The following is a 22,705-nucleotide window of genomic DNA, read 5'->3' on the forward strand; positions in this document are numbered from 1 at the left end:
TTATGAAATGGACTTTCTTACTCATTACCAAAAATTAATCCACATTCCACAAAACCCAAAAATTATCATTCCAAAAGATTTCAATATTACTATTCAGCTGTTTATTATTTAAATAAATACTTTTATACATAACAGTGGAAATTTTATTAAGTCATTTTACCTCACTATCCATTTAATAGAATTGGTAAATTACCCGCATTTAACCAATGATTTTGTACAAAAAGAGCAGAAAATTAAAAAATAGGATTTTTAAAAATATAAAAATCTTACTTTGTATTATAAAATAAGCTAAAAAAGAAGCTGATGGGATACATCAGCCTCTAGGTTTTCACTTTTTTCACAAACATTTTAACAAACGGTACGAGGAACACGGATACGACCAGTACTCGGAATAGTTGAAATGCGGTGACGATTGTAACCTTTGCATGCACGGAAGCAGCGATAATCCCCATTTGATCAAGCCCGCCTGGTACGATACTTAAAAAGCCTGTTCGAAAATCAAGGCTGTAAAAACTCTGCATGACAAATGTTAAGCCATAAGCTGCGCCAACAAAGATACCTGCGGATACAAAAGCGTAAAATACATGTTTCTTGGATAAATGTAGATCGTCTTTTTTCAATAAAAGCCCGATGTAAATGCCAAGCATTAGTTGCGCGATATGAAGTAGTGATAATGGCAATTTCGGTACATCAATCCCCGCTATATTGATGCCCATCAATAAAAACACGGGACCCAGCATATAGCCTGTCGGAATTTTTGCTTTTTGCGCCAACCAACCCGCTACTCCACACACAGCAAGTAAAGCTATTAGGCTCCATGTATACGCTCCGTTGACAACTACGCCAGTTCCCCCAGTGTCGGACACCATTAATGGCACAAAGCCGACGATTAAAAGAACCCGTAATATTTGGAAGAATGTAATGACGACCATATCCATATCCCCCTGCTCCTCGGCAAAGGCAACAACCTGTGACATGCCACCAGGTACACAGCATGTCAATGCTGTCGCAAAATCTAAATCCGCACGTTTTGCAACTAAATAACTAACACCAAAAAACAATACAATAAATAATACGTTTAAAACAATCATACTTCCTATAAATTGTTTAATATCCTGTACCGCTTCTGGTGTAAACGCAAAACCAATGGAATATCCTGCAACGATTAAACCAAAATTACGAAAATATTTATGCCATTTCAATTGTACTTTCGTCGATAACTGAACAATTAGCACCGCTGCTATAGCTCCAAGTAACCACGGCATTGGAATATGTAATACATTAAATAAAATCGCACCTGTTAAACCAATACATAATGTCATAAACATGTGCTTGTCAAAAATAAACATAGAAGCAACCCCTCGTGACTGTATCATTCTATTATGCCGTGAACCTGCCTATTTTTCTACTTCATCACTTTTTTGCAATGTTATATATCGTTAAAATTGAACCTGTTATTTATAAAATTTAACCTCTTATCCAAGATTTTCTCCAATCCAAAATTTTCTATGCTACATTATTATTACCTGATTCAGTGTTTCTCCGTAGCGGAGATATGTAAAGGAGGCCTCCTATGAAATGAAAATTCATTTAACAATCAATAGTGCATTAGAAGAAACTGAGGTTCATATACATGCAAAGGAATACAACGAGCAAATTGAACGACTGATGAAGCAGCTACAAACTTCACAAACAACAATGTTAGATGGCTACTTTCAACAGGAAATTCATATGCTAAAAATTTCAGATATTTACTCCATTTACGCAGAGGGTGCAAAAGTATTTTTGCAGACGGAGGAACAGGAATTCGAAACGAAGCGTAAATTATATGAGCTAGAAGCACAATTTGCGAAAGACTTTGCCCGAGTCAGCAAATCGACACTCGTCAACATTAACAAAATTGCCTCTATTCAAATGGGTAAAATCGGTACAACAGAACTGATTTTAGAAAACGATGTGTCCGTCCATGTTAGCCGCAAATATTTAAAAGAACTAAAACACCACTTAGGGATTGGGAGGGACTCATAATATGAAATTTATTCGCATGATGATTATTGGAATACTCATATCACTTAGCTCTTCCTACATCTTAGTAACATTCAGTGTCGTATCTAATAACGCTGTGATGTCAGGACCGGAGTTACTTGAACAAATTATCATCGCCGCTATACTTGGAGCTGTAATAGGTCTAATATCCATGATCTTTGACATTGAGCGTTTACCTTTTATTGCTCAGTTTATTCTACATGTAATTGCAGTTACGCTGTGTGTCTTGATTGCAGGCTATTTCGGGGATTGGTTTGAACATTCCGGCATTACGTATATTTTTATAAGTGAAGCTATTATTTTCTTTATCGCTTGGTGCATTATTTATGTACTTCAAAAAAGTGATATTGCAAAAATCAATCAAGTAATTCAAAAAAGAAAGGAATAAACATTATGACTTTTGCTATACAAGTTGAAAATCTATGTAAGCAATATGGGGATCACCAGGCAGTAAAAGGTATTTCATTTACAGTTGAACAAGGCTCCCTCTTCGCCTTTTTAGGTGCGAATGGTGCAGGGAAATCAACGACCATCGAAATACTCTGTACATTATTAAAAAAATCAAGCGGTACTGTAAACATTAATGGCTATACACTTGATGCAAGTAACGACAATGCAGAAATTCGAAAATCCATTGGTGTCGTATTTCAACAAAGTTTACTAGATGAACGATTAACAGTGCAGGAAAATATACTTCACCGTGGTAAAACATATGGCTTATCGAAAAAACAATTAACCGATAATTATCAATTCGTTTCAACATATTTGCATTTAGAAGATATAGAAAAGCGTAGATATGGAACGTTATCAGGTGGTCAAAAAAGGCGTGCTGATATTGCTCGAGCCCTTATCCATCGACCTAAAATATTGTTTTTAGATGAACCCACAACTGGACTTGATCCACAAACGCGTCAATTCGTTTGGCAAGCCGTTAAGCAGCTTCAGCTCGAAACAAATATGACAGTTTTTTTAACTACGCATTATATGGAGGAAGCGGCAGTCGCTCATCAAGTCATCGTCTTAAAGGAAGGAGAAATTGTTGCTGAAGGCACACCAGATGCTCTTAAAACAAAATACGCCTATGATTCAATGGCACTTGTTTTTCATAATAATTCTGAAGGGATACAGTGGCTGGAGGAAAATGGTATCTCCTATACAGAAAAGCTAGGTATTTTCTCCATCCGAGTCGACTCGACACTTCATGCTTTAACGCTATTAAAAAAAGCGGAGTCGCTTATTGCTTCGTTTGAAGTCATCAAAGGAACGATGGATGATGTCTTTCTTCATATTATGGCAGAGGGAGGTGCAGCTTAATGGAAGCATTATTTAGCTTAGTAAAACGAAATAACAAGGTTTTCAGACGTGATAAAACACAAGTCTTCTACTCGCTTCTTTCTGTCATTATTGTTATTGTCCTTTACGCAGTATTTCTTCAAAAATCGCAAGTAAATGCCATTGAAGCAGTGACAAAGGCTACCCCAGAATTGGTCACAATGGTCAATGAGTGGATCGTCGCAGGTTTACTCTCTATGATCGCTGTTTCTACTACACTCGCTGCGTATGGCATTGCCGTTAGGGACCTTGAATCAAAAGCGCAAGCTGATTTTCTCACAGCCCCTATCTCGCGAGCAACCATTCAATTTAGCTATGTATTAAATGCCTTTTTCATCGGCTGTATCTTTTCCTTTATCGCCCTTATTGGCTGTGAAATATTTATCGTATCAACTGGCGGTGAACTACTAAGCTTTGGGGATTTCATGAAAGTAGTAGGCTTACTATTTTTATCTGTGTTACTTGCCAGTGTTTTTAATCTCTTCCTTGTGTTACTTGCCAACAGCCAACATTCATTTTCAACGCTCAGTACAATCGTCGGTACAGCACTCGGTTTCTTATGTGGTGTCTATGTACCTGTTGGGGCACTTCCAAGCTTTGCTCAAAATGTTATTATGTATTTCCCAATCAGCCATACAACTTTACTATTACGCAATGCCTTTATGGAGAGCTCAATCTCCAAGGTTTTCGAAGGTGCGCCCGCTTCACAGTTAGAAGAATACAAAAAAGTATATGGCATTGTCTATGACCTTCACGGAAATATACTAAGTACCTCAACAAGCCTGATCATTATTGTTGTCACAATTATTGTGCTAGCTATCTTATCTATCATTATTTTTAAAAAGAAAAATAAATAAACACTTTCGCACATCGTTTATAAAACGATGTGTTTTTTATTGATTTTGTTCAAACAATTTGTTATTTTAATAATACATAAGCAAACAAATTAAATAATCGTTTGTTTTACAGGAGGACTTCGAATGGATGTAAATGAATTATTTTGGCAAGCTTCGATTCATGACATAAAAAAAGGCTACAACGATGAAGCAACCCACTTCACTTGTTTGCTTTGCGGGGAAAAGATTGAAAAGGGTATTATTTATCCACATGAAGGCGTTCTCTACGAGGCAGAAAAATTTATGCAACATCATATTACTGCTGCACATCAATCCGTATTTCATTATTTAAATGGCCTTAATAAAAAAATGACTGGACTAACTGATCACCAAAGTCATATTTTACGCTTATTTTATGAAGGAAAAACTGATCAAGACATTAAAGAAGAATTGGAGATCGGTAGTGCAACAACAATACGTCATCATCGCTTTACCCTTAAAGAAAAGGAACGTCAAGCGAAAACCTTTCTTGCAATGATGGAACTATTAAAAGAACAGAATCAAAAGGAAGACAGCTTTGTACCTATTCACAAAACGGCTACGATGGTCGACGATCGCTATAATATTACGATTTCTGAAGAACAGCAATTACTTGAAAAGTACTTTCCAAACGGTATTGGCAAAGAGCTTGTCCGCTTCCCAAAACGTGAAAAACATAAAATTGTGATACTCCGTGCAATCACAAAGCTTTTCGATGAAACCAAACAGTATTCAGAAAAAGAATTAAACGAAATGATTCAGCCGATGTATGAGGACTATGTGCAAATACGTCGCTATTTAATCGAATACGGCTTCATGGATCGACAAGAGGATGGCAGTGCTTACTGGATAAAAAAATAAGAAAGCAGGGTTTCCAATGGATCATAAAAAAGAATTAAAGGAAATGTATAAAGATATAAAAATCGAAGCTGGTGTTTTTACAATGACCAATCAACAAAATGGTAAAGTGTTTGTTGGTAGCTTCAATAATTTAAAACGCTTAAACGGCTTTCAGTTTTCATTAAAAACAAATACACATACCAATAAAAAGCTACAAGCCGATTACAACACATTCGGCAATGATGCTTTCGATATTGAAGTTGTGGAATATTTGAAGAAAAAAGAAGAGGGCTATTTTGATGCCAAAAAAGAGCTAGAAAAGCTAGAACAAAAATGGCTCGACAAGCTTCAGCCATTTGGTGAACGTGGATATAACTAGGTAACGCCGAAAAAAAGAATCTGTTTTCTCCGCGATTTAGCTGGAGAAATTTGCAGATTCTTTTTTAATTTCATATATTGTGTTGTTTCGCGTGGGGATTCACTGCTTTCGGGTATTCCTTTTCGTAGGTGTAGAGCAAATACTGGTTGGACGAGAGCAGTTCTTTGATAACCCGAGCAGTTTTCTCTTACACCTGAGTATTTCTTCACCTGCCGCCCCCACTTCTTTGCGTAGTGTGATCCTACTTGTTCTCTCACTTCATTTCATTAATTTCCAGCTGAGCTTTTTTTGTTAGCTTTCCGAAAACTAGCTCATACGAATGGTTGATTAAATTTTCAACTAAATCAATAGGTACGTCATTTGCATCCATATAGATTGAATTCCAATGAGTTTTATTCATATAGTAACCTGGAATAATACCTTCATAGGCTTCTCTCAACTCTTCAGCTCGATTAGGTTCGCATTTTAATGTAAGTACCGGTCTTCCAGCACCGTCTCCGCCCATCATCCCATACATTTTACCACCAATATGATAGCGATCCGCTTGCCATTCTTCTTTATAATCAAAGGTTGTGCCATGAAGCTTTAGGCAATATGCATGAATTGTTTCTTTGTTCATTATTTAACCCCATTTTGTCTAAAAATATAAAAACACACGTTCGATTATATTCATTATAATCAACAACGTGTGTTTTGGAAATAATTATTTATTTTAAATTGCCAGATGAGCCGCTTTGTAATATGGTTATTTTGTAATGAAAGTGCAGCGTTAGCCACACGAAACGCGTTATTACAGGACATCCTTTACTTTAGCCTCTATCGAACATGCCGATGACCTCGGTGGTTTGCAATATATTGACAAAGGCTTTGGCATCTGTTTCCTTGATCGTACCTTTAACTTCAGCAAGCTGATAGCGTGTAATGACGGTAATTAAAACTTTTCGCCCTTCGCCTGAATAAGCACCCTTCGCATCCATAATAGTTACACCTCTATGAAGCTTTTTCAGTAGCTGCTGTTTCACTTCCTCGCCCTTGCTCGTAATAATCATCAGTGTCAATTTAATATGACTCGTATGAATGGTGTCAACAACCTTCCCTGTGGCATAAATCGATACGAGCGTCAGTAATGCTGCATCCCAGCTAAAAACGAATCCGGAGATAGCTACAACGATACCATTCATCGCAGAGATTAATGTACCAAGTGGAAAATCTCGTTTGCGACTTAGTAGCATCGCTATAATATCAAATCCTCCAGAAGAACCTGCCGCACGAAAAATCATGCCCATCCCTACTCCCACAATAACACCACCAAATAACGAGGCAAGAATAGGCTCTTGTGTAGCTTTATAAATCGGAATAATATACAAGCTTACCGACAAGACAACTACGGAAAGAATGGTATAGCTAATGAAACGCTTCCCTAATTTCATAACCCCTATAATAAGTAAAGGCAAATTCAATAGTAAATTTAAAACTCCCGTATTCAAGGGTGTAATAATACCAAGCATGATGGCAATCCCGCTTAATCCCCCACTTAAAATCTCATGTGGAATTAACAAAAAATTGTAGGCAAAAGCGACTAATATCGATGAAAGTGTAATAACGACAATATTACGCATAACATTTCCCCTATCATTAACGAACGAGTTTTGTACTTCTTTCCCTTAGAATACCCAACTTATTCGTTCAAAAAACCTGGAGTATGGCACTACTGCTTTTAGCGGTAGTTATTTCTTCTGATGTTCTTTTTTCTGCTCCTCTTTTAACGGCTCTTCTTTTAACGGCTCCTCTTTATTCTCTTCAGCTTTCTCCGCTACCTTATAAATACGTTCAAGCATTGGCGGATGTGTATATCGGAACCACTTTACGAGTAACTGTGGATTTACCTCACTTAAACCAGATATCGTTAGCTTCTGGAATGCAGTAACTGCGGACTCTCGATCACCCGTTAGCGAAATCGCATATTGATCAGCTCTATTTTCCTGATACCTTGAAATATAATTCGACAGAGGGCTCGAAGCAAATAATAAAACGGATGTTATGAGTAAAAACAATGGATAAGAGCCTATATCACCTATTTTTTTAATTTTTAATACCTGTCCGTAACGTCGAATGAACCACCTCAAACCTTTCGCCGTCAGCCATAATCCTAGCAATGTAAACAGAAGATACCCAGCTATGCCAAAATAAATATGCTTCTCAACGTAGTGCCCCATTTCATGTGCCATAATAAATAATATTTCATTATCTGTTAAACGATTTAAGGTTGTATCCCATAGAACAATTCTCGAATTACTGCCAATACCCGTTACATAGGCATTTAAGGCATTTGTTTTTTCTGCCATATTGACTTCATATACATGTTCTGCTGGTATATTTGCCTGTGCAGCAATTGACAAGATTTTCGTCTCTAGCTCCTTATTTTTTAGCGGATAAAAATCATTATATAAAGGATCAATAACTACAGGTTGAATAAACATCACAAATATTGTAAATGGAATCGTTAGAAACCATGCATATAACCACCATCTTTTGGCACTTTTTTTGATGAGCCAATAAAGGACTGACACGATAATTAAACTCATGCCAAAGTTGACCCAAAAATCAATAATGCCATCTCGCATCCATGAAGAAAACCCTTGTGTACTAATTCCGTAGGTTTTGCTTAAATTGTAACGATAATAATCAAGTGGGAATAGGACAACATATAGTAAAAGTGATAATAGGAATAAGTAACTTGCATTTTGTAACAGCTTCCATTTTGTTTGTGCTGTTGCTACCTTTTCGAAATAACGTGATACGCCCATAATTAATATCATGAAATAGATTAACCATTCCAATGGTGTAGCAACAAAGAATAGGAAGTTCCGTATTTTAGAATATTCACCGCTTAAGTATAGTTCTTTTTCAGACATAAACATCACTGGATCTGCAGCTGTCCCCTGCATCGCTCGTGGTATTGTACCACCACCGCTGTGGAATATATACCAATACATACACAGCACATAAACACCGAATAAAAGTAGCGCGACAATTCCCATTTTTTTCGCTATGTCATTTCCTCCCTTGTTCAACACTAAGTTCGTCCTATAGTAAGTGTAAGCTAAAACGAAAAAGTTAGAACAAATTTTTCTTTGTTTTATTTACCTTCTATTCTACTTCACACCAAAAAGAAAAATTCACTCTACTTCTCCAAACGCGTAACAAGCCATGTAGTTGCTAAAGCACCACGGCTTGTTCGCTATTCCTAGAAGTGTCGCGAATTTTAAAGAATATTTTTTATTACTTATCCATTACAAATGCCGTTTTGCCACGTTGATCTTCACTTAAATAACCTGCTGAAGCTAATCGATCATGCCATTCTTTTTCTATAATAGCGGCCTTTAATGCATCATCCTCTTTCGTTGATAACTCTACCATAATCTCCCCTTGATATTGCCAAACTTCAATATCTGCTGCATAGCCTGCAAAGCTTCCTTTATATGTTGTAGCCTTTGCAGGACCATAAACTACAGTTTGAGATAATGTATTTTGATACCATGCTTCAGTATCCCAATTTAATATTTTCTTCGGAACATTTTCTAAAATTATTTTTTTGGCCGCACTTGTATCCACTGCATCATAAGAAACATTAGATGTAGTCTTTAATGATTCCTTACGACTTATTGTGAACGTACGATTGTCACCCTTAATATCCGTTTCAAACTTATAATTAGACTCTGCTCCTGTGAAGCCACGACTTTCTGTAATAGCAATTGCTTCATCCAAAGGTGTATTTACAAATCTCTTTTTATACGTGATATCCATGTTATTGCTTCCTTTATATACACGTAAACGGTGGATATAACCCTCATTTAGAAAAGCTCTATTCGGAGTATCAAAGAAATAAATCTTTACTTCATCTTTTTTTGTAGCTTTGAAAACATTTAAAATATCCGATTCAGTGAAAAGCTCAGATTTAATGTTGAATTTAATTTCATTCCCTGGCTCGATTGCTGCTTTAGCTTGTGTAGAATCAAATCCAATGATGCTAACAAGTACAATACCGATTAAACAAAAATTCAGTACCCATTTCTTCATGTTATCTCCTCCTCATTTTGTAGTAATTGCAAGAAAGTCGTATCTCTATTCGTTAATGAACTGTGAAAATAGATTGTCTTATGTGCATGTATTTTCTTAGAAAGTGCAATGATATCCTGATAATCTGGATGCGTTTTATAAAAAAATTCCTTATGTTGATTTTTGGATAATTGAATTCTATATTTGTCTTTATTCCAATATCCCGTAAAGATCACTACAGCTGTTGGTTTTTTATGAAGCAGCTCAACTAATTTAGCTTTATTACGCTCAGGCACAAAATAAATGGTGTTTTCACTTTCAGTTATTTTTGTTAAACATTCTAGTTTAAACTGTTGCAACATGGTGCTGAAAGACAATAAATTTTCAGGTGCCTCATAATAATTTTCAAATAAGGACAACAAATCATAATCTACACGTATTGCTCTTGTCGTATGCTGTAAAAGATAGATAACAATATCCACTGTTTTTCCTGAGAAAGAAGATGGGAAAATGATCGGGCAGTTTGGATTTGCATTGATATATTCCGTCATTCGCTGCAATACTTCTATATTTTTGATGCGCTTTTCAACATGGCCGCTATCTATAATGGCTACATCATAAACAGTCTCATCCTCTATCGGTAGTGTTGCTTTCAGCAGATAGGAATCTACCACATAATCACCGGAGTAAAATATCACCTCCTCAAAAAAACGAATCTTATACCATACGCTTCCTATTAGATGTCCACTGTAGCCCCATTGAAAGGCAAGACAATTACTAACAACTATCCACTTTCCGAAAGATTCTGGTTGAAAGGTTCTTGCATGTAGGCAAGGTTGTTTTAATTGCTGCGCAGTCATTTTACTCATAATGATCGGCCCTGTGTATCCCCATTGCTCAAGTAAAGGAATAGCACCTACATGATCTGTATGTGAATGGGAAATAAACACTGCATCAAGCTTTGCCACATGAGATTGTGTTAAATTGGGAGGAGTCTTCTGTCGATTGTTCATCACTCCGCAATCGAGTAAAATAGCATGTCCATTATTTTCAATGAAAAAGCAGTTACGCCCATACTCACCGACCCCACCTAAAATCTCTACATTAAGCATCTGCATGTCCTCCCCGTTTTTGTAGCCAATCTAATAGAAACATAAAAATAACGGTCATGACGACTGTAATCACCGCTACAGCCATTCCTACACCAACATTTCCTTGTTCAAATTGACTGTAAATAAATGTTGCGCCAGTCTCTACTGAAGGAGGCAAAATAAGTAATCCAGCGACAAGCTCACGCATCGAAATAATAAACGTCATCATCATTCCAGCAAGAATTCCCTGCATTAATAATGGAATAATGATATGTCGATAAACCGCCCAGCTACTTCGCCCAAAAATAGCGGCTGATTGGAATATCGTAGAATCTAATTGTGATAAAGATGACTTTATATATTGCACGGAATATGGTAAAAAAAGCACACAATACGTGACTACAACCATTGCCTTTGTGTTATAGATAGTCGCTGGTAGCCACGGTGCATTCCAAAACATAATTAACCCAACTACAAAGACAATTCCAGGAATAATATTGGGCATTAAACTAAAGAAATCTAATATTTGCTGCTTTTTCGTTTCTCCTTTTTTAATGTATACGGCAATAAACAAACCAATAATTGCTGTAACGACAGCTGTGATTACGGAGAAAACAACACTATTTAAAAATGCTGACAATCCAGCACTTCCACTTGTAAACACTTCCTGGTAGGAGTCAAAGCTAAAATTCCCTGCCTGCAATCCATCTCCCCTTACTTTCTGCAAAGATGTCACAATAATTGAGAAGTAAGGAATACCGATTGATAGCAAAATGATGATCCCCACAAAAAGCCATGAACCGAACTTGACATACCACTTGTCTTTGATCTCGCGAATAGCTGGTGTTTTTCCAGACAGCACGCTATATGTATATTTTCGTCCGATAAGATTTTGGAAATACCAGATAACGAGACAAACTGATAGTAAAAATAATGACAGTGATGTCGCCATACTTATATCTACTGGCCACCTTGAAAGGTAAGAGTGAATCTCCGTTGTAAATACTTGAAAGCCAATTCGACTACCAAACGTTGCAGGTGTTCCAAATTCAGCTAGCGTTTTGATGAAAATTAGCAAGCTCCCTAGAACATAGCTAGAAACTACTAAAGGCAAAACTATTTTCGTCCAATTTCTCCAAGAGCTTCGTCCAAAAATTAATGCAGCATCTAGAAAGGATCCATTGATTCTTAAAAGCGTATTTTTCAGCATTAAATATAAGAAAGGAAAAAGATGCAGGCTCATAATCATGACCATTCCAAATAAGGAAAAGAACGATTCAGTCATCCAAGCAGCACTTGGAAATAGCTGTTGGAGAAAGCCATTATTTTGCATGAACAATATCCATCCCATTGAGCCAATATACGGAGGTGTCATAAACGGAATCGTTAAAATAATATCTAGCCAATCATATTTATATAAACTTGTTTTCGTTCTTATTAACGCCATTGGGAATGCTACCATCGTAGTCCCTATAATAACTAAAACTCCTAATAATACAGAGTTTCCAAGCGTCTGCCACATTCTTTCATTGGCAAACATTCTGTTAATCTGCGAAACATCTAATTGCCCATCTTTCATAAACGTATAAAATGCAATGGCAATTAACGGTGCGATAGCAAACGTGACGACAAGTGTCAGTAAAAATCCAAAAGTTCGTCTGCCTTCCATAATCATTGATGATCCAATCCTTCCCTAGAAAAACTTAAAGGAGGCAAAAAACCTCCCATAACTACTTAACGAAAAATATCATTGAATTTAGTTAATACTTCAAGCTGCTTCGCTTCTGCACCTTTCCAGTTCACGTTTAGCTGCGGAATTTCATCTAAGGCTGCACGATTTTTAACAGGTATATCTTTGTTGCCTGGTAGTAAGTAGGCATTTGCTACAAGCTTTTGTCCTTCATCTGACAGTAAAAAATCAACGTACGCTTTTGCACTCTCTACGTTTTTTGCATCCTTCAAAATACCAACAGCACGTGGACTGACAACTGTCCCGCTTTTTGGATAAATAATTTCTACTGGCTCACCATCAGCTTTTGCTTTATAGGCCATGTAATCTACCCCTGAAATTGTGGCATTTTTGTCACCAGTAATAACAGCATCTAACGCTTCCTTATTAGCACCATTCACCTGTAAACCATTTTCCTTCCACTTTTTCATCGTAGTCCAAGCTGTTTTTTCAGCTTCTGTGTATCCGAATAGGAAGTCTACAGCAGAGCCTGACAAGCTAGGGTCTGGTATATTAATTTTATTTTGCCATTCAGCTTTTGCTAAATCTGCCCATTCTGCCGGAACCTGCTGCGTATTTTTCGTATTATAAGCAATTCCTAATGCCGAGGCACTGTAACCATAGTAATAACCTTCTGCATTTGACCAATCACTATTGATTTTCTTTGCACCTTCAGCGTCTTTATAGCTTTGCAGCTGATTTGTTCCCTTTAAACCATCCATTGAAGCGACAGAGGCTAGTACAACAACGTCTGCTACAGGATTATTTTTTTCCGCTTCTAGACGCGATAATATTTTGCCTGTTGTCCCTTGGAACATCTCTACTTTTATCCCTGTTTTCTCTTCAAATGCCTTCTGAATATTCGCTGCCAAACCATCTGGACCAGCAGAATATACCGTTAAAGTTTGCTCTTCTTTCGGCTTTGCACTTACTTTATCATTCTTCTCTACCTCTTTATTTCCACAGCCCGCTAATGCTAATGTTAAAAGAATCCCAGCTGTAGCAAATAGTTTTAACCCTCGTTTTTTCAATGGTAACCCTCCAATTGATATATTTGTTTTTCATCAATAAAAACTTCAAGCTGCTTGCCGTGTTCAATAGGTTCTGCTTCGTAAAAGCTCCAGTGCTTTCCTTCTACCTGTGCCTGCACTAAATAACGATCACCAACAAAAGTACTTTTTACAATCATCGCTTGTTTTGCAATTGTACCTGGGCGTGGTAGTCTGGAAACTCCTTCAGGTCGCACAATATAATTACCTTTATCAAACCAGTTCACTTTGCCGATAAAATCTGCTACATATGGCGTTGCTGGAGCGTGATAAATTTCTTCTGGTGTTCCTACTTGTGCAATTCTTCCTGCCTCCATCACGATAATTTGATCTGACATTGCCATTGCCTCTGTTTGATCATGTGTGACAAAAATAGCCTGACAATCTAGCTCGTGAATAATATGCATGATTTCATCTTGCATTTTTTCTCTTAGTACTGCGTCAAGCGCCGATAATGGTTCATCAAACAAAATAAGCTGAGGATTTGTCGCAAGTGCCCTCGCCAGCGCTACCCGTTGCTGCTGTCCTCCAGATAACTCCCCAGGTTTTCGTTTTTCAAACCCTTCCATTTTCACCAATCGCATAACATGCTTCACTCGAGCCGGGATGTCGGACTTTGGAACAATTCCCTTTAGGCCAAAAGCAATATTTTGAAAAACAGTCATATGTGGCCACAATGCAAAATCTTGAAAAACCATTGCCATATTTCGCTTATTTGGTTTTACATTTTTATGGAGGTTGGATGAGTAAATAATTGTGTCATCAAAACGGATTTCTCCATTTGTCGGCTGTTCAAGACCTGCTAATATTTTTAATAATGTTGTTTTACCGCAACCTGATTGTCCTAAGATGGTGATGAATTTGCTGTTCAGCTCCACATTGATGGGCCAAAGCGCTTGAGCCTGTCCGTATTTTTTTTCGATATTCGTTAATGAGATTTTCATCATATCCTCCTCGTTAATTACAACTATAAATTCCAGATATTTAGAAAATATTAATCTACTATTAATATCTCGTTAAAAAAAATCTAATAAACTAAAGCAAAACTTAGATTTTTTCTAATTTACTTTAGGAGGATAAAATGAATAACATGAAGTTACAGGCATTTTGCCTACTCGTAGAATTTAAAAAATTAGCTCCTGTTGCCAAAGAGCTAGGTCTTACAACGCCGACAGTATCCTTTCATATTCGCTCTATTGAAGAGGAATATGGCATCCGTTTATTTCGGACAAATGCAGGTGGATACCGTTTAACAGAAGCGGGAGAAGGGCTCTATCATTACGCTCGCCAAATTGTACAGCTACAAAAAGACATGAATCGCTTTGTCGAAAATCTTTTGGCGGGTAATATCGGTTCCATTCGTCTTGGCGCAAGTGGGCTACCTGCACATATTTTTATGCCAGATATTATTCATCAGGTTTCTACAGCTTACCCAGACATTCGAATATCGCTAGAAGTGAAAACAGCTCCCGAAATTGAACAAAAGGTAGCACTTCAAGAATTAGATTTCGGGCTAATTATGGAAACAAAACAAGAAAATTCATCTCTTATATACGATACAATCGGCGAAGATTCCCTTGTTTTAGCATTAAGCCCTACCCATGAGCTTGCAGCAAAAAAGGACATCACAAAAGCAGATGTCCTAAAAAACAAAGTATTATTGCATACGTCTTCAAGTTCAACGAATCATTTTATAGAAAAATGGATGGACCCATTTCACCCATCCATTTATACGATCGAGCTCGATTCTGTCAGCACTATTAAGAAAATGCTTACTTTCGGAAAAACAATTGCATTTTTGTCAGTTGCCCTGATAGAAGATGAGTTAAAATCAGGACTTTTGATCAAAAAGGACTTAGATCATATGACACTTAATAGAAAGATTCAACTTATTTATCCTAAATCTCGTCTAGATAGCAAGATGGATGCATTTGTAAAAACTGCAATTTATGATTTAGCTAAACAATTAAAAATATATCCTCTTATGACATAATTCCATAGTCATCAATAATAACATGGAATGGGAGCTGTTTATCCCAATGGAGGGAGGGTTGTACTTGTTAACTGAGTTACTGACGGAAGATACTATACAACTCGCAAATTTTGTAAATACTTGGCAGGAAGCTATTCATTTAGCGGCAAGTCCACTATTAAAGCACAATAAAATCGAAGAACGCTATATTGAGTCAATGATTCATTCCATTGAAAAACACGGACCTTATGTAGTCATTACACCAAAAGTTGCAATTCCACATGCACGTCCCACAGAAGGAGTCAATGAGCTAGCCATGAGCCTATTAAGCTTACAAAAACCTGTCTTTTTTGGACCAGAAAAGCCTGTTTTCTTAATTATCGTCTTGGCTGCGACCGATAGTGCGTTGCATCTACAGGCATTAGTTGACTTAACAAAGATTTTGCAAGAACCCAATCAAATAGACAGCATTATCGCCTGCCAGCATAAAGACGATATTATCAAAGAAATTCAACAAATTGTGGCAAAGGAGTAATCATGATGAAAATTTTAGTAGTGTGCGGGAATGGCTTAGGCAGTAGCTTTATTATGGAATTGAATGTAAAAAAAGCGTTAACTGAACTTGGAAAAGCTGCAGAAGTAACTCATACAGATTTAGCATCTGCCAAGGCAGAGAAAGCGGATATTTATATTGGCGCAGAAGATATTGTCAATCAATTGCCCGAAGAGAGAGGTCATATCGTTAGTATTGTTAATATGATGAGTATTTCAGAAATAAAATTAAAGCTTAATCCGCTGTTTTAAAGGATTGAATTTGAACTTTTTGAAATGACTACTAAATCAATTATGCCTCGGCATAATTGCGTCCGGAATCGGCTTTGTGCTTAGGTCCGCGTGATACAGGTCAGTTAGCCGTTTTCGCAAGGATGCGATGATTTTAGGTTAAAAATTGGATAGGATGAGGTGTTAATATGTTAGATGTTATTATGAATGACATTTTAGGAACACCAGCTATATTAGTCGGCCTATTCGCTTTTGTCGGTTTATTAATCCAAAAAAAGTCAGCTTCAACAGTTCTTTCAGGTACGTTAAAAACGGTTATGGGCTTTGTTATACTTGGCGCAGGTGCAACCGTTTTAATTGGTTCTTTAAATCACTTTAGTAAAATGTTTGATCATGCATTTAATGTCCAAGGGGTTATCCCAAATAATGAAGCGATTGTAGCAGCCGCTCAAACTAGTTTCGGAACAGCTACTGCCATGATTATGGTTTTCGGTATGATTATGAACATATTATTTGCGCGATTTACGCCTTTAAAATATATATTTTTAACTGGTCATCATACATTGTTTATGGCGTGTTTAATCGCAGCCTCGCTTTCGGTTGGTGGTATGAGTGGCACACCTCTTATAATCGTTGGCTCTATTATACTTGGTCTTTGTATGGTAGTATTCCCTGCCATTTTACAACCAACTGTTCGTCAAATAACCGGCAGTGATGATTTTGCTATTGGACATTTTGGAAGCGTTGGTTATTATGTATCTGCTAAAATTGGGAAGCTCTTTGGAAACAAAGCCAAATCAACAGAAGATATAAAAGTTCCAAAATCTCTAGGTTTTTTAAGAGATACATCTGTAGCTGTGTCCTTAACTATGAGTCTATTTTTTATTATCGTTGCCCTATTCGCAGGTCCATCCTATATTGAGACACAGCTATCTGGCGGTTCGAATTTTATCGTCTTTGCCATTATTCAAGCTATTACCTTTGCCGCTGGTGTCTATATCATTTTGGCTGGAGTGCGAATGCTAATTGCCGAGATTATTCCTGCCTTTAAAGGTATTGCAGATAAACTTGTACCAAACACAAAGCCTGCATTAGACTGCCCTACAGTTTTTCCGTTCGCACCAAATGCAGTTATTATCGGCTTCCTGTTTAGCTTTGTAGCAGGCTTAGTGTCCATGTTTATACTCCCCCTCATAGGGCTAAAAGTGATTGTACCTGGGCTTGTGCCACATTTCTTCACGGGTGCGGCTGCAGGAGTATTCGGTAATGCAACTGGTGGTAGACGTGGTGCTATGGTAGGAGCATTTGCTAACGGATTAATTATTAGCTTTATCCCCGCGATTCTACTTATCTTTATGGGTGATATCGGCTACGAAGGAACTACATTTGGTGATTCAGACTTCGGCATTGTAGGGATCATTATTATAAATGTATTAAAATTATTTGGTGCAGTTTAATTCATTCAGTGTGCCTCGCAAACTCTTTAGGTGTTTGCGAGGCTTTTTTTATATGCCATTAGTACTTATGTTTTTATCTCCCCCATCCTTTTTCACTATATACATAGAGAAAATCAACTGCATAACAAACTAAATACTCAATGATTAAAAAATATCGGGAATGATTTAAACCTATTTTCCTGTAGTAAATTGTAAATAATCTGATAATATTTAATGGTAAAATAAAAATCGTCGTCTGACATCTGACTTAGAATAACTTTTTGCCGATATAAATGATACATACAATAGGAGGTTCATAAATTGAAAAAATTCATGATTGGCTTGTGTTTAATAGCTTTGTTAATAGCAGGCTGTTCAACAGCTTCGACAGAAAAAGCGAAAAATGACTATAAAATAGGAATCTTGCTCTCAGATGCAGGGCTTGGTGATGAATCGTTTAATGACTCAGCTTTTAAAGGGCTTGAGAAAGCACGGGATGAGCTAGGTATTTTATTTGATTATAAAGAGGCGCCTGATGGCAATTACGAACAGAAGCTAGAGGAACTTGTCGCAGAAAAGTATAACGTCATTATTGGTCTTGGCTTCTCTGTACAGGAGGCATTGGAAAAGACTGCGAAGAAATATCCTGATCAACAATTCGTCCTTATTGACGGGCAATCAGATGTTGCAAATATCACTTCCATCACCTTTAAAGAGCAGGAAGGTAGCTTTTTACTTGGAATGGTTGCAGCAATGACGAGTAAAACAGGAAAAATAGGTTTTATTGGTGGTGTAGATATTCCGGTTATCCATCACTTTGAAAACGGCTTTATTGAGGGAGCTAAATATTTTAATCCAAATATCGAAATTATTAGTGAATATTCTGGCTCATTTGATGATACCGAGGCAGGTGGCGCAATCGCAGATCGTTACATAAAGAACGGCGTAGATTTTATTTATCATGCAGCTGGATTCACAGGCTTTGGCGCCATTAAGAAAGCTGAAGAAATGGGCATATATGCGGCCGGAGTTGATATTGATCAATTTTACATTGCAGAAAAAACTGTCGTAACATCTATGCTAAAAAATGTCGACCAAGCTGTTTTTAAAATTGCTAAAACATTAGATGAGGACGGGAAAATTTCCGAAAAATCGTTGTCATTCGGTTTAGCTGATAATGGAGTCGGACTTGCGGATATACGCGTTATTAAACTTACACCTGAGCAACAGTCTGCTATTGAGAAAGCAAAAGAAGATATTGTTTCGGGTAAAATAAAAGTTACTGCAGAAAAGGGGAACAGCCAGTGACACTAAGAAAAAAATTATTTATGAACATACTGATACCCATTGTCCTCGCAATGGCTATGATTGGTTTTATTATTGTTCAAACATTCGATATACAAACAACTGCTCAAGATGATACAGAACTGTTACTGGCAGTGAAAGAACTTGAACAAAGTTTAGTTGTAGCGAGCCAATCATTAAACAATTACACTTTTTTAGATAGTGAGGCCAATAAAAATGAAGCTCTTTCAACTTTAAAAGAAACGAAAGTAAATTTAGAAAAGCTCTCAACTATTGCAAAAATATCTGAGCATAAGGCAATCATCAAAAAAATCGAAGGTAAATATGACGCATTAGCAAAAGCTGCTGAAGCAGGATTTCTTGCTCACAACCGTCCTGAGATAAAAAAACAAGCAATCAGAATATCCGGTATATTGAACGATATGTATCTACTAAAAAAAGAAACAAATGAATGGTATAAAGAAACGAATGATTTGGCAACGCAAAAAATTTCTTTTATTACCACAACAACCATAATAGGCAGTATCCTTCTAATTATTGCTACTATCATTTTTTCATATGTCGCAACGAAAAGAATTACTAATCCGATAAACCGAATCGTGGATTGTGCACAATTGGTGGCTGCAGGGAATTTAACAATTGACACCGCTTCCCTCCCCTATAAGAAAGGTAGTCGAAATGAAGTTGATCAACTGACTGAGAACTTTTCTAAAATGATTATTAGCTTAAAAAGCACCGTACAATCAATTGATCATGTAGGCAAAAATGTTGGCCTATTTACCAAAGATGTCACAAGCTATATTGAAACCGTTAACGAAGGCAATAAACAAATTGCTACATCAACTGACGAATTGGCAAAAGGAAGCCTAACTATTTCAGAAGATATCCAGTCAACTGCTATCCTTATGAATACGATGGCAGATCAATTTACTGCTGTTCAGCAGACAAGTGAACAATCAGCAGTGAACGGTAACCTAGCACTAACTGCTGTTCACAACGGTCGTAGTTCACTAGAAAAGCAGTCCTCTATTGCGAAGGATATTTCATCTACTTCGATTAACATTAAAGAGGCTGTTACTCAATTCTCTCAATTCACAACAGAAATTGAAGGAGCGGCTAATGCAGTTCACGCTATTGCTGATCAAACAAATCTCTTAGCATTAAATGCTGCAATCGAAGCGGCACGTGCTGGAGAAGCCGGAAAAGGATTCGCCATTGTAGCAAATGAAGTCAAAAAACTATCTCATGAAACAGAAAAAGCGACTAGTTTAATCTCTTCGATGGTGACACATATACAAGATGGCATTACGCTCATTCTTTCTACGGCAGAGCATGGACATCAGCTGTCAAAAGAACAATTACAATCGATGAACGATACAGAAAAGTCATTTGAGTCGATTGCAACGCATGTTTTAGACATTAATGATCAATTACAGCACCTTAAGAAGGATATGGAGCAAACAAGCAAAATGAGCCAGCAAATGAACAGTGCCATTGAAAACATTTCAGCTATTACGGAAGAAACAGCAGCAGGAACAGAAGAAATATCCGCTTCTACCCAAGAGCAGTTAGGATCATTCCAAAAAATTAGTGAAAAGGTATCCGAACTTCAAGAAATGACAAATACATTGTCTGTAGAGCTAAAAAAATTCACATTGTAATAATCAATGCAGCTTTAGGAGTAATTAATAACAAAAAGTAAGAAAAACAAAATCCCGAATAACGTTCAATATTCGGGATTTTTCTTATTGGAATATTTATAAAGGTAAACCACCATCAATTAGAACTATTGATCCTGTCCACTGTTGGCTCTGCCAATACCGCTTCCAGCTCAAGCGTGGTAACAAGCCCCCCGTATAGAATCATAGGGACGAATATATAAATGAACGTATTTCAAGATAAATATTTCATTGTTAAATGGAGAACTGCTACTTCATTTCCGGTGTTTTCATAGCTATGCTTTCGATTTGCTTCAAATTGAATAGAATCAAATTCGTTTAATTCATACATTTCTTGTCCAACTTGAATCGCAATTTTTCCTTTCATTACTGTTACAAATTCAATAGCTCCTTCATGATGAGGTTCTGCCTCATATATGCTATTCGGTTGCAAACAAGCATGATGCATTTCCAATCCTGTTTCTTTTTTGTAACGAAATATAGTCTCTAATCGCCACATGTGATTTTCTTCTATAATAAATCCTTCTCCGCAACGTGCAACATTTACTATATCTTCTATAACCATAAGCCGTGACAACGGAATAGATAACCCTTTTGTAATCTTCCAAATGACGCCTAATGTAGGATTCGTTTCTCCTCTTTCGATTTTCCCTAACGTTAATTTACTTACACCCGTTTTTTTTGCTAACTCTTCTAAACTTAATTTCTGTTCATTGCGTATTTGTCGTAACAGTTGACCAACTTGCAGAATTACTTCTTTTGTTTGCATATCCTCTTGTTCTTTCATAGAAACCCTACTTTCGGTATATTATAGTTTACTTTTTATATAGATAATTATATTATAATATATATTTAGAAAGGAGCGAACGAAATGCGTGCTATCTTATTAGGTATTTTATCATCAGCGTTTTTTTCAGCTACATTTATTATAAACCGAGTTATGAACGTATCAGGAACAAGCTGGGCTTGGACTGCTTCCTTCCGATTTTTATTCGCTTTACCCATTTTATTCTTTATCGTCCTATTTCGCAAAAACCTTCGTCCACTATGGGTAGAAATGCGTAAACATCCTTTGGCATGGCTTGGTTATGGCACAATAGCCGGGGTTGGATTTTATTCCTTATTAAGCTATGCTGCTGTATTTAATCCTGCATGGCTCGTAGCAGGTACATGGCAAATAACCATTTTAGCTGGTTTGTTATTATCTCCGTTATTTTTTATTACATTGGAGACGAAGTCCGGAGTTAAACGAGTTCGCGGTAAAATACCTATGCGTAGCTTACTTGTTGCCTTATTTATTTTAACAGGTGTCATTTGTATGCAATTAACAGAAGCTGGAGATATTACTGTTTCTCAATTTTTATCTGGCTTCCTCCCTGTAGTTATCGCTGCATTCTTATATCCTTTCGGTAATAGAAAAATGATGGAAGTCGTTGCTGGTCGCTTAGATACATTCCAACGCGTGTTAGGCATGGCAATTGGCAGCCTTCCTGTCAGTATTATATTAGCGATCTATGGTTGGACTACAACTGGCATACCAACATCTGGGCAAATGATGCAAGGTTTCTTATTAGCATTATGTTCGGGTGTTATCGCCACAATGACATTTTTCTTCGCTACTGACTTAGCGAAAAATAACCTTTCTTTATTAGGGGCAGTGGAGGCAACACAAGCTGGAACAATGGTATTTACTGTTCTTGGTGAAATCGTTTTTTTAAACGGTTCTTGGCCTGTTGGATTATCTTTAATCGGTATGATTATTATCATGATTGGAATGATAGCTAACAGTATTTTAAATCGCACTGTTCCTGTATCCAAACAAAAGAAACTAGCCTAGTTTTCCTTTCTCCAAGTAGCTTTTTACATTGTGTAAAATGCTACTTATTTTTTTATGTTGACAAAGAATTATAGTTGTAAATCAAGATGTTTAAAAACACAAGATAAGAAAAACAAAATCCCAAATAACGCTCAATATTCGGGATTTTTCTTATTATAAAGTTAAACCACAATCAAACAGCCTCCATTATGTTTAACATAAGTCATCACAACTTTGATGATAGCCAAGAATTTACGGGCGACTACTCGTTTTATTTAATCCCCATTGGTTCTCCAAACCTATTGCGACACGGG

General features: G+C 36.9%; 23 protein-coding genes. 13 read left to right on the forward strand and 10 right to left on the reverse strand.

From position 1 onward, the window contains the following. Positions 1-320: 320 nt before the first annotated feature. Entirely contained in the window at positions 321-1,349 is a 1,029-nt protein-coding gene (locus ACIQLB_RS01915) for an AbrB family transcriptional regulator (RefSeq protein WP_400720207.1), read from the reverse strand. A 229-nt stretch (positions 1,350-1,578) separates the two neighbouring features. Here ACIQLB_RS01915 and ACIQLB_RS01920 point away from each other — a divergent pair, with 229 nt between their 5' ends. The 6 genes from ACIQLB_RS01920 to ACIQLB_RS01945 all read left to right on the forward strand — a co-directional run bounded on the left by ACIQLB_RS01920 (position 1,579) and on the right by ACIQLB_RS01945 (position 5,472). Next, the gene (locus tag ACIQLB_RS01920) at positions 1,579-2,028 is read left to right on the forward strand and encodes a LytTR family DNA-binding domain-containing protein (RefSeq protein WP_400720209.1); all 450 of its coding nucleotides are present in this window, start codon (positions 1,579-1,581) and stop codon (positions 2,026-2,028) included. Between the two features lies 1 nt (position 2,029). Beyond that, positions 2,030-2,434 carry a DUF3021 domain-containing protein gene (locus tag ACIQLB_RS01925; RefSeq protein WP_400720211.1) on the forward strand — a complete coding sequence of 135 codons (405 nt, stop codon included), beginning with the start codon at positions 2,030-2,032 and terminating at the stop codon, positions 2,432-2,434. Positions 2,435-2,439: 5 nt separating this feature from the next. Beyond that, the gene (locus tag ACIQLB_RS01930) at positions 2,440-3,360 is read left to right on the forward strand and encodes an ABC transporter ATP-binding protein (RefSeq protein ID WP_400720213.1); all 921 of its coding nucleotides are present in this window, start codon (positions 2,440-2,442) and stop codon (positions 3,358-3,360) included. Next, positions 3,360-4,235, forward strand: a complete 876-nt coding sequence (locus ACIQLB_RS01935) for an ABC transporter permease (protein WP_400720215.1) — start codon at positions 3,360-3,362, stop codon at positions 4,233-4,235. The genes ACIQLB_RS01930 and ACIQLB_RS01935 overlap by 1 nt, the downstream gene beginning before the upstream one ends. Positions 4,236-4,358: 123 nt before the next feature. After that, positions 4,359-5,114, forward strand: a complete 756-nt coding sequence (locus ACIQLB_RS01940; protein WP_400720217.1) for a DUF2087 domain-containing protein — start codon at positions 4,359-4,361, stop codon at positions 5,112-5,114. Positions 5,115-5,130: 16 nt separating this feature from the next. Beyond that, entirely contained in the window at positions 5,131-5,472 is a 342-nt protein-coding gene (locus tag ACIQLB_RS01945; RefSeq protein ID WP_400720219.1) for a GIY-YIG nuclease family protein, read from the forward strand. Positions 5,473-5,725: 253 nt separating this feature from the next. On the opposite strand, the gene ACIQLB_RS01950 is transcribed toward ACIQLB_RS01945, so the two are convergent. From ACIQLB_RS01950 to ACIQLB_RS01985, 8 genes are all read right to left on the reverse strand, one after another. Then, a complete protein-coding gene (locus tag ACIQLB_RS01950; protein WP_400720221.1) occupies positions 5,726-6,091 on the reverse strand; it encodes an MmcQ/YjbR family DNA-binding protein in 366 nt (121 codons plus the stop codon). A 190-nt stretch (positions 6,092-6,281) separates the two neighbouring features. Continuing rightward, entirely contained in the window at positions 6,282-7,091 is an 810-nt protein-coding gene (locus ACIQLB_RS01955; RefSeq protein ID WP_400720223.1) for a YitT family protein, read from the reverse strand. Between the two features lie 108 nt (positions 7,092-7,199). Next, the gene (locus ACIQLB_RS01960; RefSeq protein ID WP_400721648.1) at positions 7,200-8,525 is read right to left on the reverse strand and encodes a M48 family metallopeptidase; all 1,326 of its coding nucleotides are present in this window, start codon (positions 8,523-8,525) and stop codon (positions 7,200-7,202) included. 229 nt (positions 8,526-8,754) lie between these two features. Then, the gene (locus ACIQLB_RS01965; RefSeq protein ID WP_400720225.1) at positions 8,755-9,552 is read right to left on the reverse strand and encodes a hypothetical protein; all 798 of its coding nucleotides are present in this window, start codon (positions 9,550-9,552) and stop codon (positions 8,755-8,757) included. Next, a complete protein-coding gene (locus tag ACIQLB_RS01970; RefSeq protein WP_400720227.1) occupies positions 9,549-10,643 on the reverse strand; it encodes an MBL fold metallo-hydrolase in 1,095 nt (364 codons plus the stop codon). The genes ACIQLB_RS01965 and ACIQLB_RS01970 overlap by 4 nt, the downstream gene beginning before the upstream one ends. Beyond that, a complete protein-coding gene (locus ACIQLB_RS01975; RefSeq protein WP_400720229.1) occupies positions 10,636-12,297 on the reverse strand; it encodes an ABC transporter permease in 1,662 nt (553 codons plus the stop codon). The genes ACIQLB_RS01970 and ACIQLB_RS01975 overlap by 8 nt, the downstream gene beginning before the upstream one ends. A 59-nt stretch (positions 12,298-12,356) precedes the next feature. Further along, positions 12,357-13,382, reverse strand: coding sequence for an ABC transporter substrate-binding protein (locus ACIQLB_RS01980; RefSeq protein ID WP_400720231.1), 1,026 nt, complete (start codon positions 13,380-13,382; stop codon positions 12,357-12,359). After that, entirely contained in the window at positions 13,379-14,344 is a 966-nt protein-coding gene (locus ACIQLB_RS01985) for an ABC transporter ATP-binding protein (RefSeq protein ID WP_400720233.1), read from the reverse strand. The genes ACIQLB_RS01980 and ACIQLB_RS01985 overlap by 4 nt, the downstream gene beginning before the upstream one ends. Positions 14,345-14,481: 137 nt before the next feature. Here ACIQLB_RS01985 and ACIQLB_RS01990 point away from each other — a divergent pair, with 137 nt between their 5' ends. The 6 genes from ACIQLB_RS01990 (at position 14,482) to ACIQLB_RS02015 (ending at position 20,557) form a co-directional block, all read left to right on the forward strand. Continuing rightward, positions 14,482-15,393, forward strand: coding sequence for a LysR family transcriptional regulator (locus tag ACIQLB_RS01990; RefSeq protein ID WP_400720235.1), 912 nt, complete (start codon positions 14,482-14,484; stop codon positions 15,391-15,393). A gap of 64 nt (positions 15,394-15,457) precedes the next feature. Continuing rightward, on the forward strand, positions 15,458-15,907 hold the full coding sequence (locus ACIQLB_RS01995) for a PTS sugar transporter subunit IIA (protein ID WP_400720237.1): 450 nt from the start codon (positions 15,458-15,460) through the stop codon (positions 15,905-15,907). A gap of 5 nt (positions 15,908-15,912) precedes the next feature. After that, a complete protein-coding gene (locus tag ACIQLB_RS02000; protein WP_400720239.1) occupies positions 15,913-16,176 on the forward strand; it encodes a PTS sugar transporter subunit IIB in 264 nt (87 codons plus the stop codon). Positions 16,177-16,343: 167 nt separating this feature from the next. Continuing rightward, positions 16,344-17,612, forward strand: coding sequence for a PTS ascorbate transporter subunit IIC (locus ACIQLB_RS02005; protein WP_400720241.1), 1,269 nt, complete (start codon positions 16,344-16,346; stop codon positions 17,610-17,612). 312 nt (positions 17,613-17,924) lie between these two features. Beyond that, entirely contained in the window at positions 17,925-18,899 is a 975-nt protein-coding gene (locus ACIQLB_RS02010) for a BMP family lipoprotein (protein ID WP_400721651.1), read from the forward strand. After that, entirely contained in the window at positions 18,896-20,557 is a 1,662-nt protein-coding gene (locus tag ACIQLB_RS02015; protein ID WP_400720243.1) for a methyl-accepting chemotaxis protein, read from the forward strand. The genes ACIQLB_RS02010 and ACIQLB_RS02015 overlap by 4 nt, the downstream gene beginning before the upstream one ends. A 232-nt stretch (positions 20,558-20,789) precedes the next feature. Here the strand turns inward: ACIQLB_RS02015 and ACIQLB_RS02020 are convergent, their stop codons facing one another. Next, positions 20,790-21,362 (reverse strand): helix-turn-helix domain-containing protein, encoded by a 573-nt coding sequence (locus ACIQLB_RS02020; protein WP_400720245.1) that lies wholly within the window; start codon positions 21,360-21,362, stop codon positions 20,790-20,792. Positions 21,363-21,446: 84 nt separating this feature from the next. On the opposite strand from ACIQLB_RS02020, the gene ACIQLB_RS02025 reads away from it, so the two are divergent. Beyond that, positions 21,447-22,412: a DMT family transporter gene (locus ACIQLB_RS02025; RefSeq protein WP_400720247.1), complete on the forward strand. Its 966-nt coding sequence runs from the start codon at positions 21,447-21,449 to the stop codon at positions 22,410-22,412. The last annotated feature ends 293 nt before the right edge of the window (positions 22,413-22,705 follow it).

It is taken from the genome of Lysinibacillus sp. NPDC092081, assembly GCF_044755845.1.
In the GTDB taxonomy this organism is placed as follows: Bacteria; Bacillota; Bacilli; order Bacillales_A; family Planococcaceae; genus Lysinibacillus.

Bases quoted from the DNA above. Each gene is read 5' to 3' on its own strand.
- ACIQLB_RS01915 (WP_400720207.1), bottom strand. From the start codon at position 1,349: ATGTTTATTTTTGACAAGCACATGTTTATGACATTATGTATTGGTTTA.
- ACIQLB_RS01920 (WP_400720209.1), top strand. From the start codon at position 1,579: ATGAAAATTCATTTAACAATCAATAGTGCATTAGAAGAAACTGAGGTT.
- ACIQLB_RS01925 (WP_400720211.1), top strand. From the start codon at position 2,030: ATGAAATTTATTCGCATGATGATTATTGGAATACTCATATCACTTAGC.
- ACIQLB_RS01930 (WP_400720213.1), top strand. From the start codon at position 2,440: ATGACTTTTGCTATACAAGTTGAAAATCTATGTAAGCAATATGGGGAT.
- ACIQLB_RS01935 (WP_400720215.1), top strand. From the start codon at position 3,360: ATGGAAGCATTATTTAGCTTAGTAAAACGAAATAACAAGGTTTTCAGA.
- ACIQLB_RS01940 (WP_400720217.1), top strand. From the start codon at position 4,359: ATGGATGTAAATGAATTATTTTGGCAAGCTTCGATTCATGACATAAAA.
- ACIQLB_RS01945 (WP_400720219.1), top strand. From the start codon at position 5,131: ATGGATCATAAAAAAGAATTAAAGGAAATGTATAAAGATATAAAAATC.
- ACIQLB_RS01950 (WP_400720221.1), bottom strand. From the start codon at position 6,091: ATGAACAAAGAAACAATTCATGCATATTGCCTAAAGCTTCATGGCACA.
- ACIQLB_RS01955 (WP_400720223.1), bottom strand. From the start codon at position 7,091: ATGCGTAATATTGTCGTTATTACACTTTCATCGATATTAGTCGCTTTT.
- ACIQLB_RS01965 (WP_400720225.1), bottom strand. From the start codon at position 9,552: ATGAAGAAATGGGTACTGAATTTTTGTTTAATCGGTATTGTACTTGTT.
- ACIQLB_RS01970 (WP_400720227.1), bottom strand. From the start codon at position 10,643: ATGCTTAATGTAGAGATTTTAGGTGGGGTCGGTGAGTATGGGCGTAAC.
- ACIQLB_RS01975 (WP_400720229.1), bottom strand. From the start codon at position 12,297: ATGATTATGGAAGGCAGACGAACTTTTGGATTTTTACTGACACTTGTC.
- ACIQLB_RS01985 (WP_400720233.1), bottom strand. From the start codon at position 14,344: ATGAAAATCTCATTAACGAATATCGAAAAAAAATACGGACAGGCTCAA.
- ACIQLB_RS01990 (WP_400720235.1), top strand. From the start codon at position 14,482: ATGAATAACATGAAGTTACAGGCATTTTGCCTACTCGTAGAATTTAAA.
- ACIQLB_RS02000 (WP_400720239.1), top strand. From the start codon at position 15,913: ATGAAAATTTTAGTAGTGTGCGGGAATGGCTTAGGCAGTAGCTTTATT.
- ACIQLB_RS02005 (WP_400720241.1), top strand. From the start codon at position 16,344: ATGTTAGATGTTATTATGAATGACATTTTAGGAACACCAGCTATATTA.
- ACIQLB_RS02010 (WP_400721651.1), top strand. From the start codon at position 17,925: ATGATTGGCTTGTGTTTAATAGCTTTGTTAATAGCAGGCTGTTCAACA.
- ACIQLB_RS02020 (WP_400720245.1), bottom strand. From the start codon at position 21,362: ATGAAAGAACAAGAGGATATGCAAACAAAAGAAGTAATTCTGCAAGTT.
- ACIQLB_RS02025 (WP_400720247.1), top strand. From the start codon at position 21,447: ATGCGTGCTATCTTATTAGGTATTTTATCATCAGCGTTTTTTTCAGCT.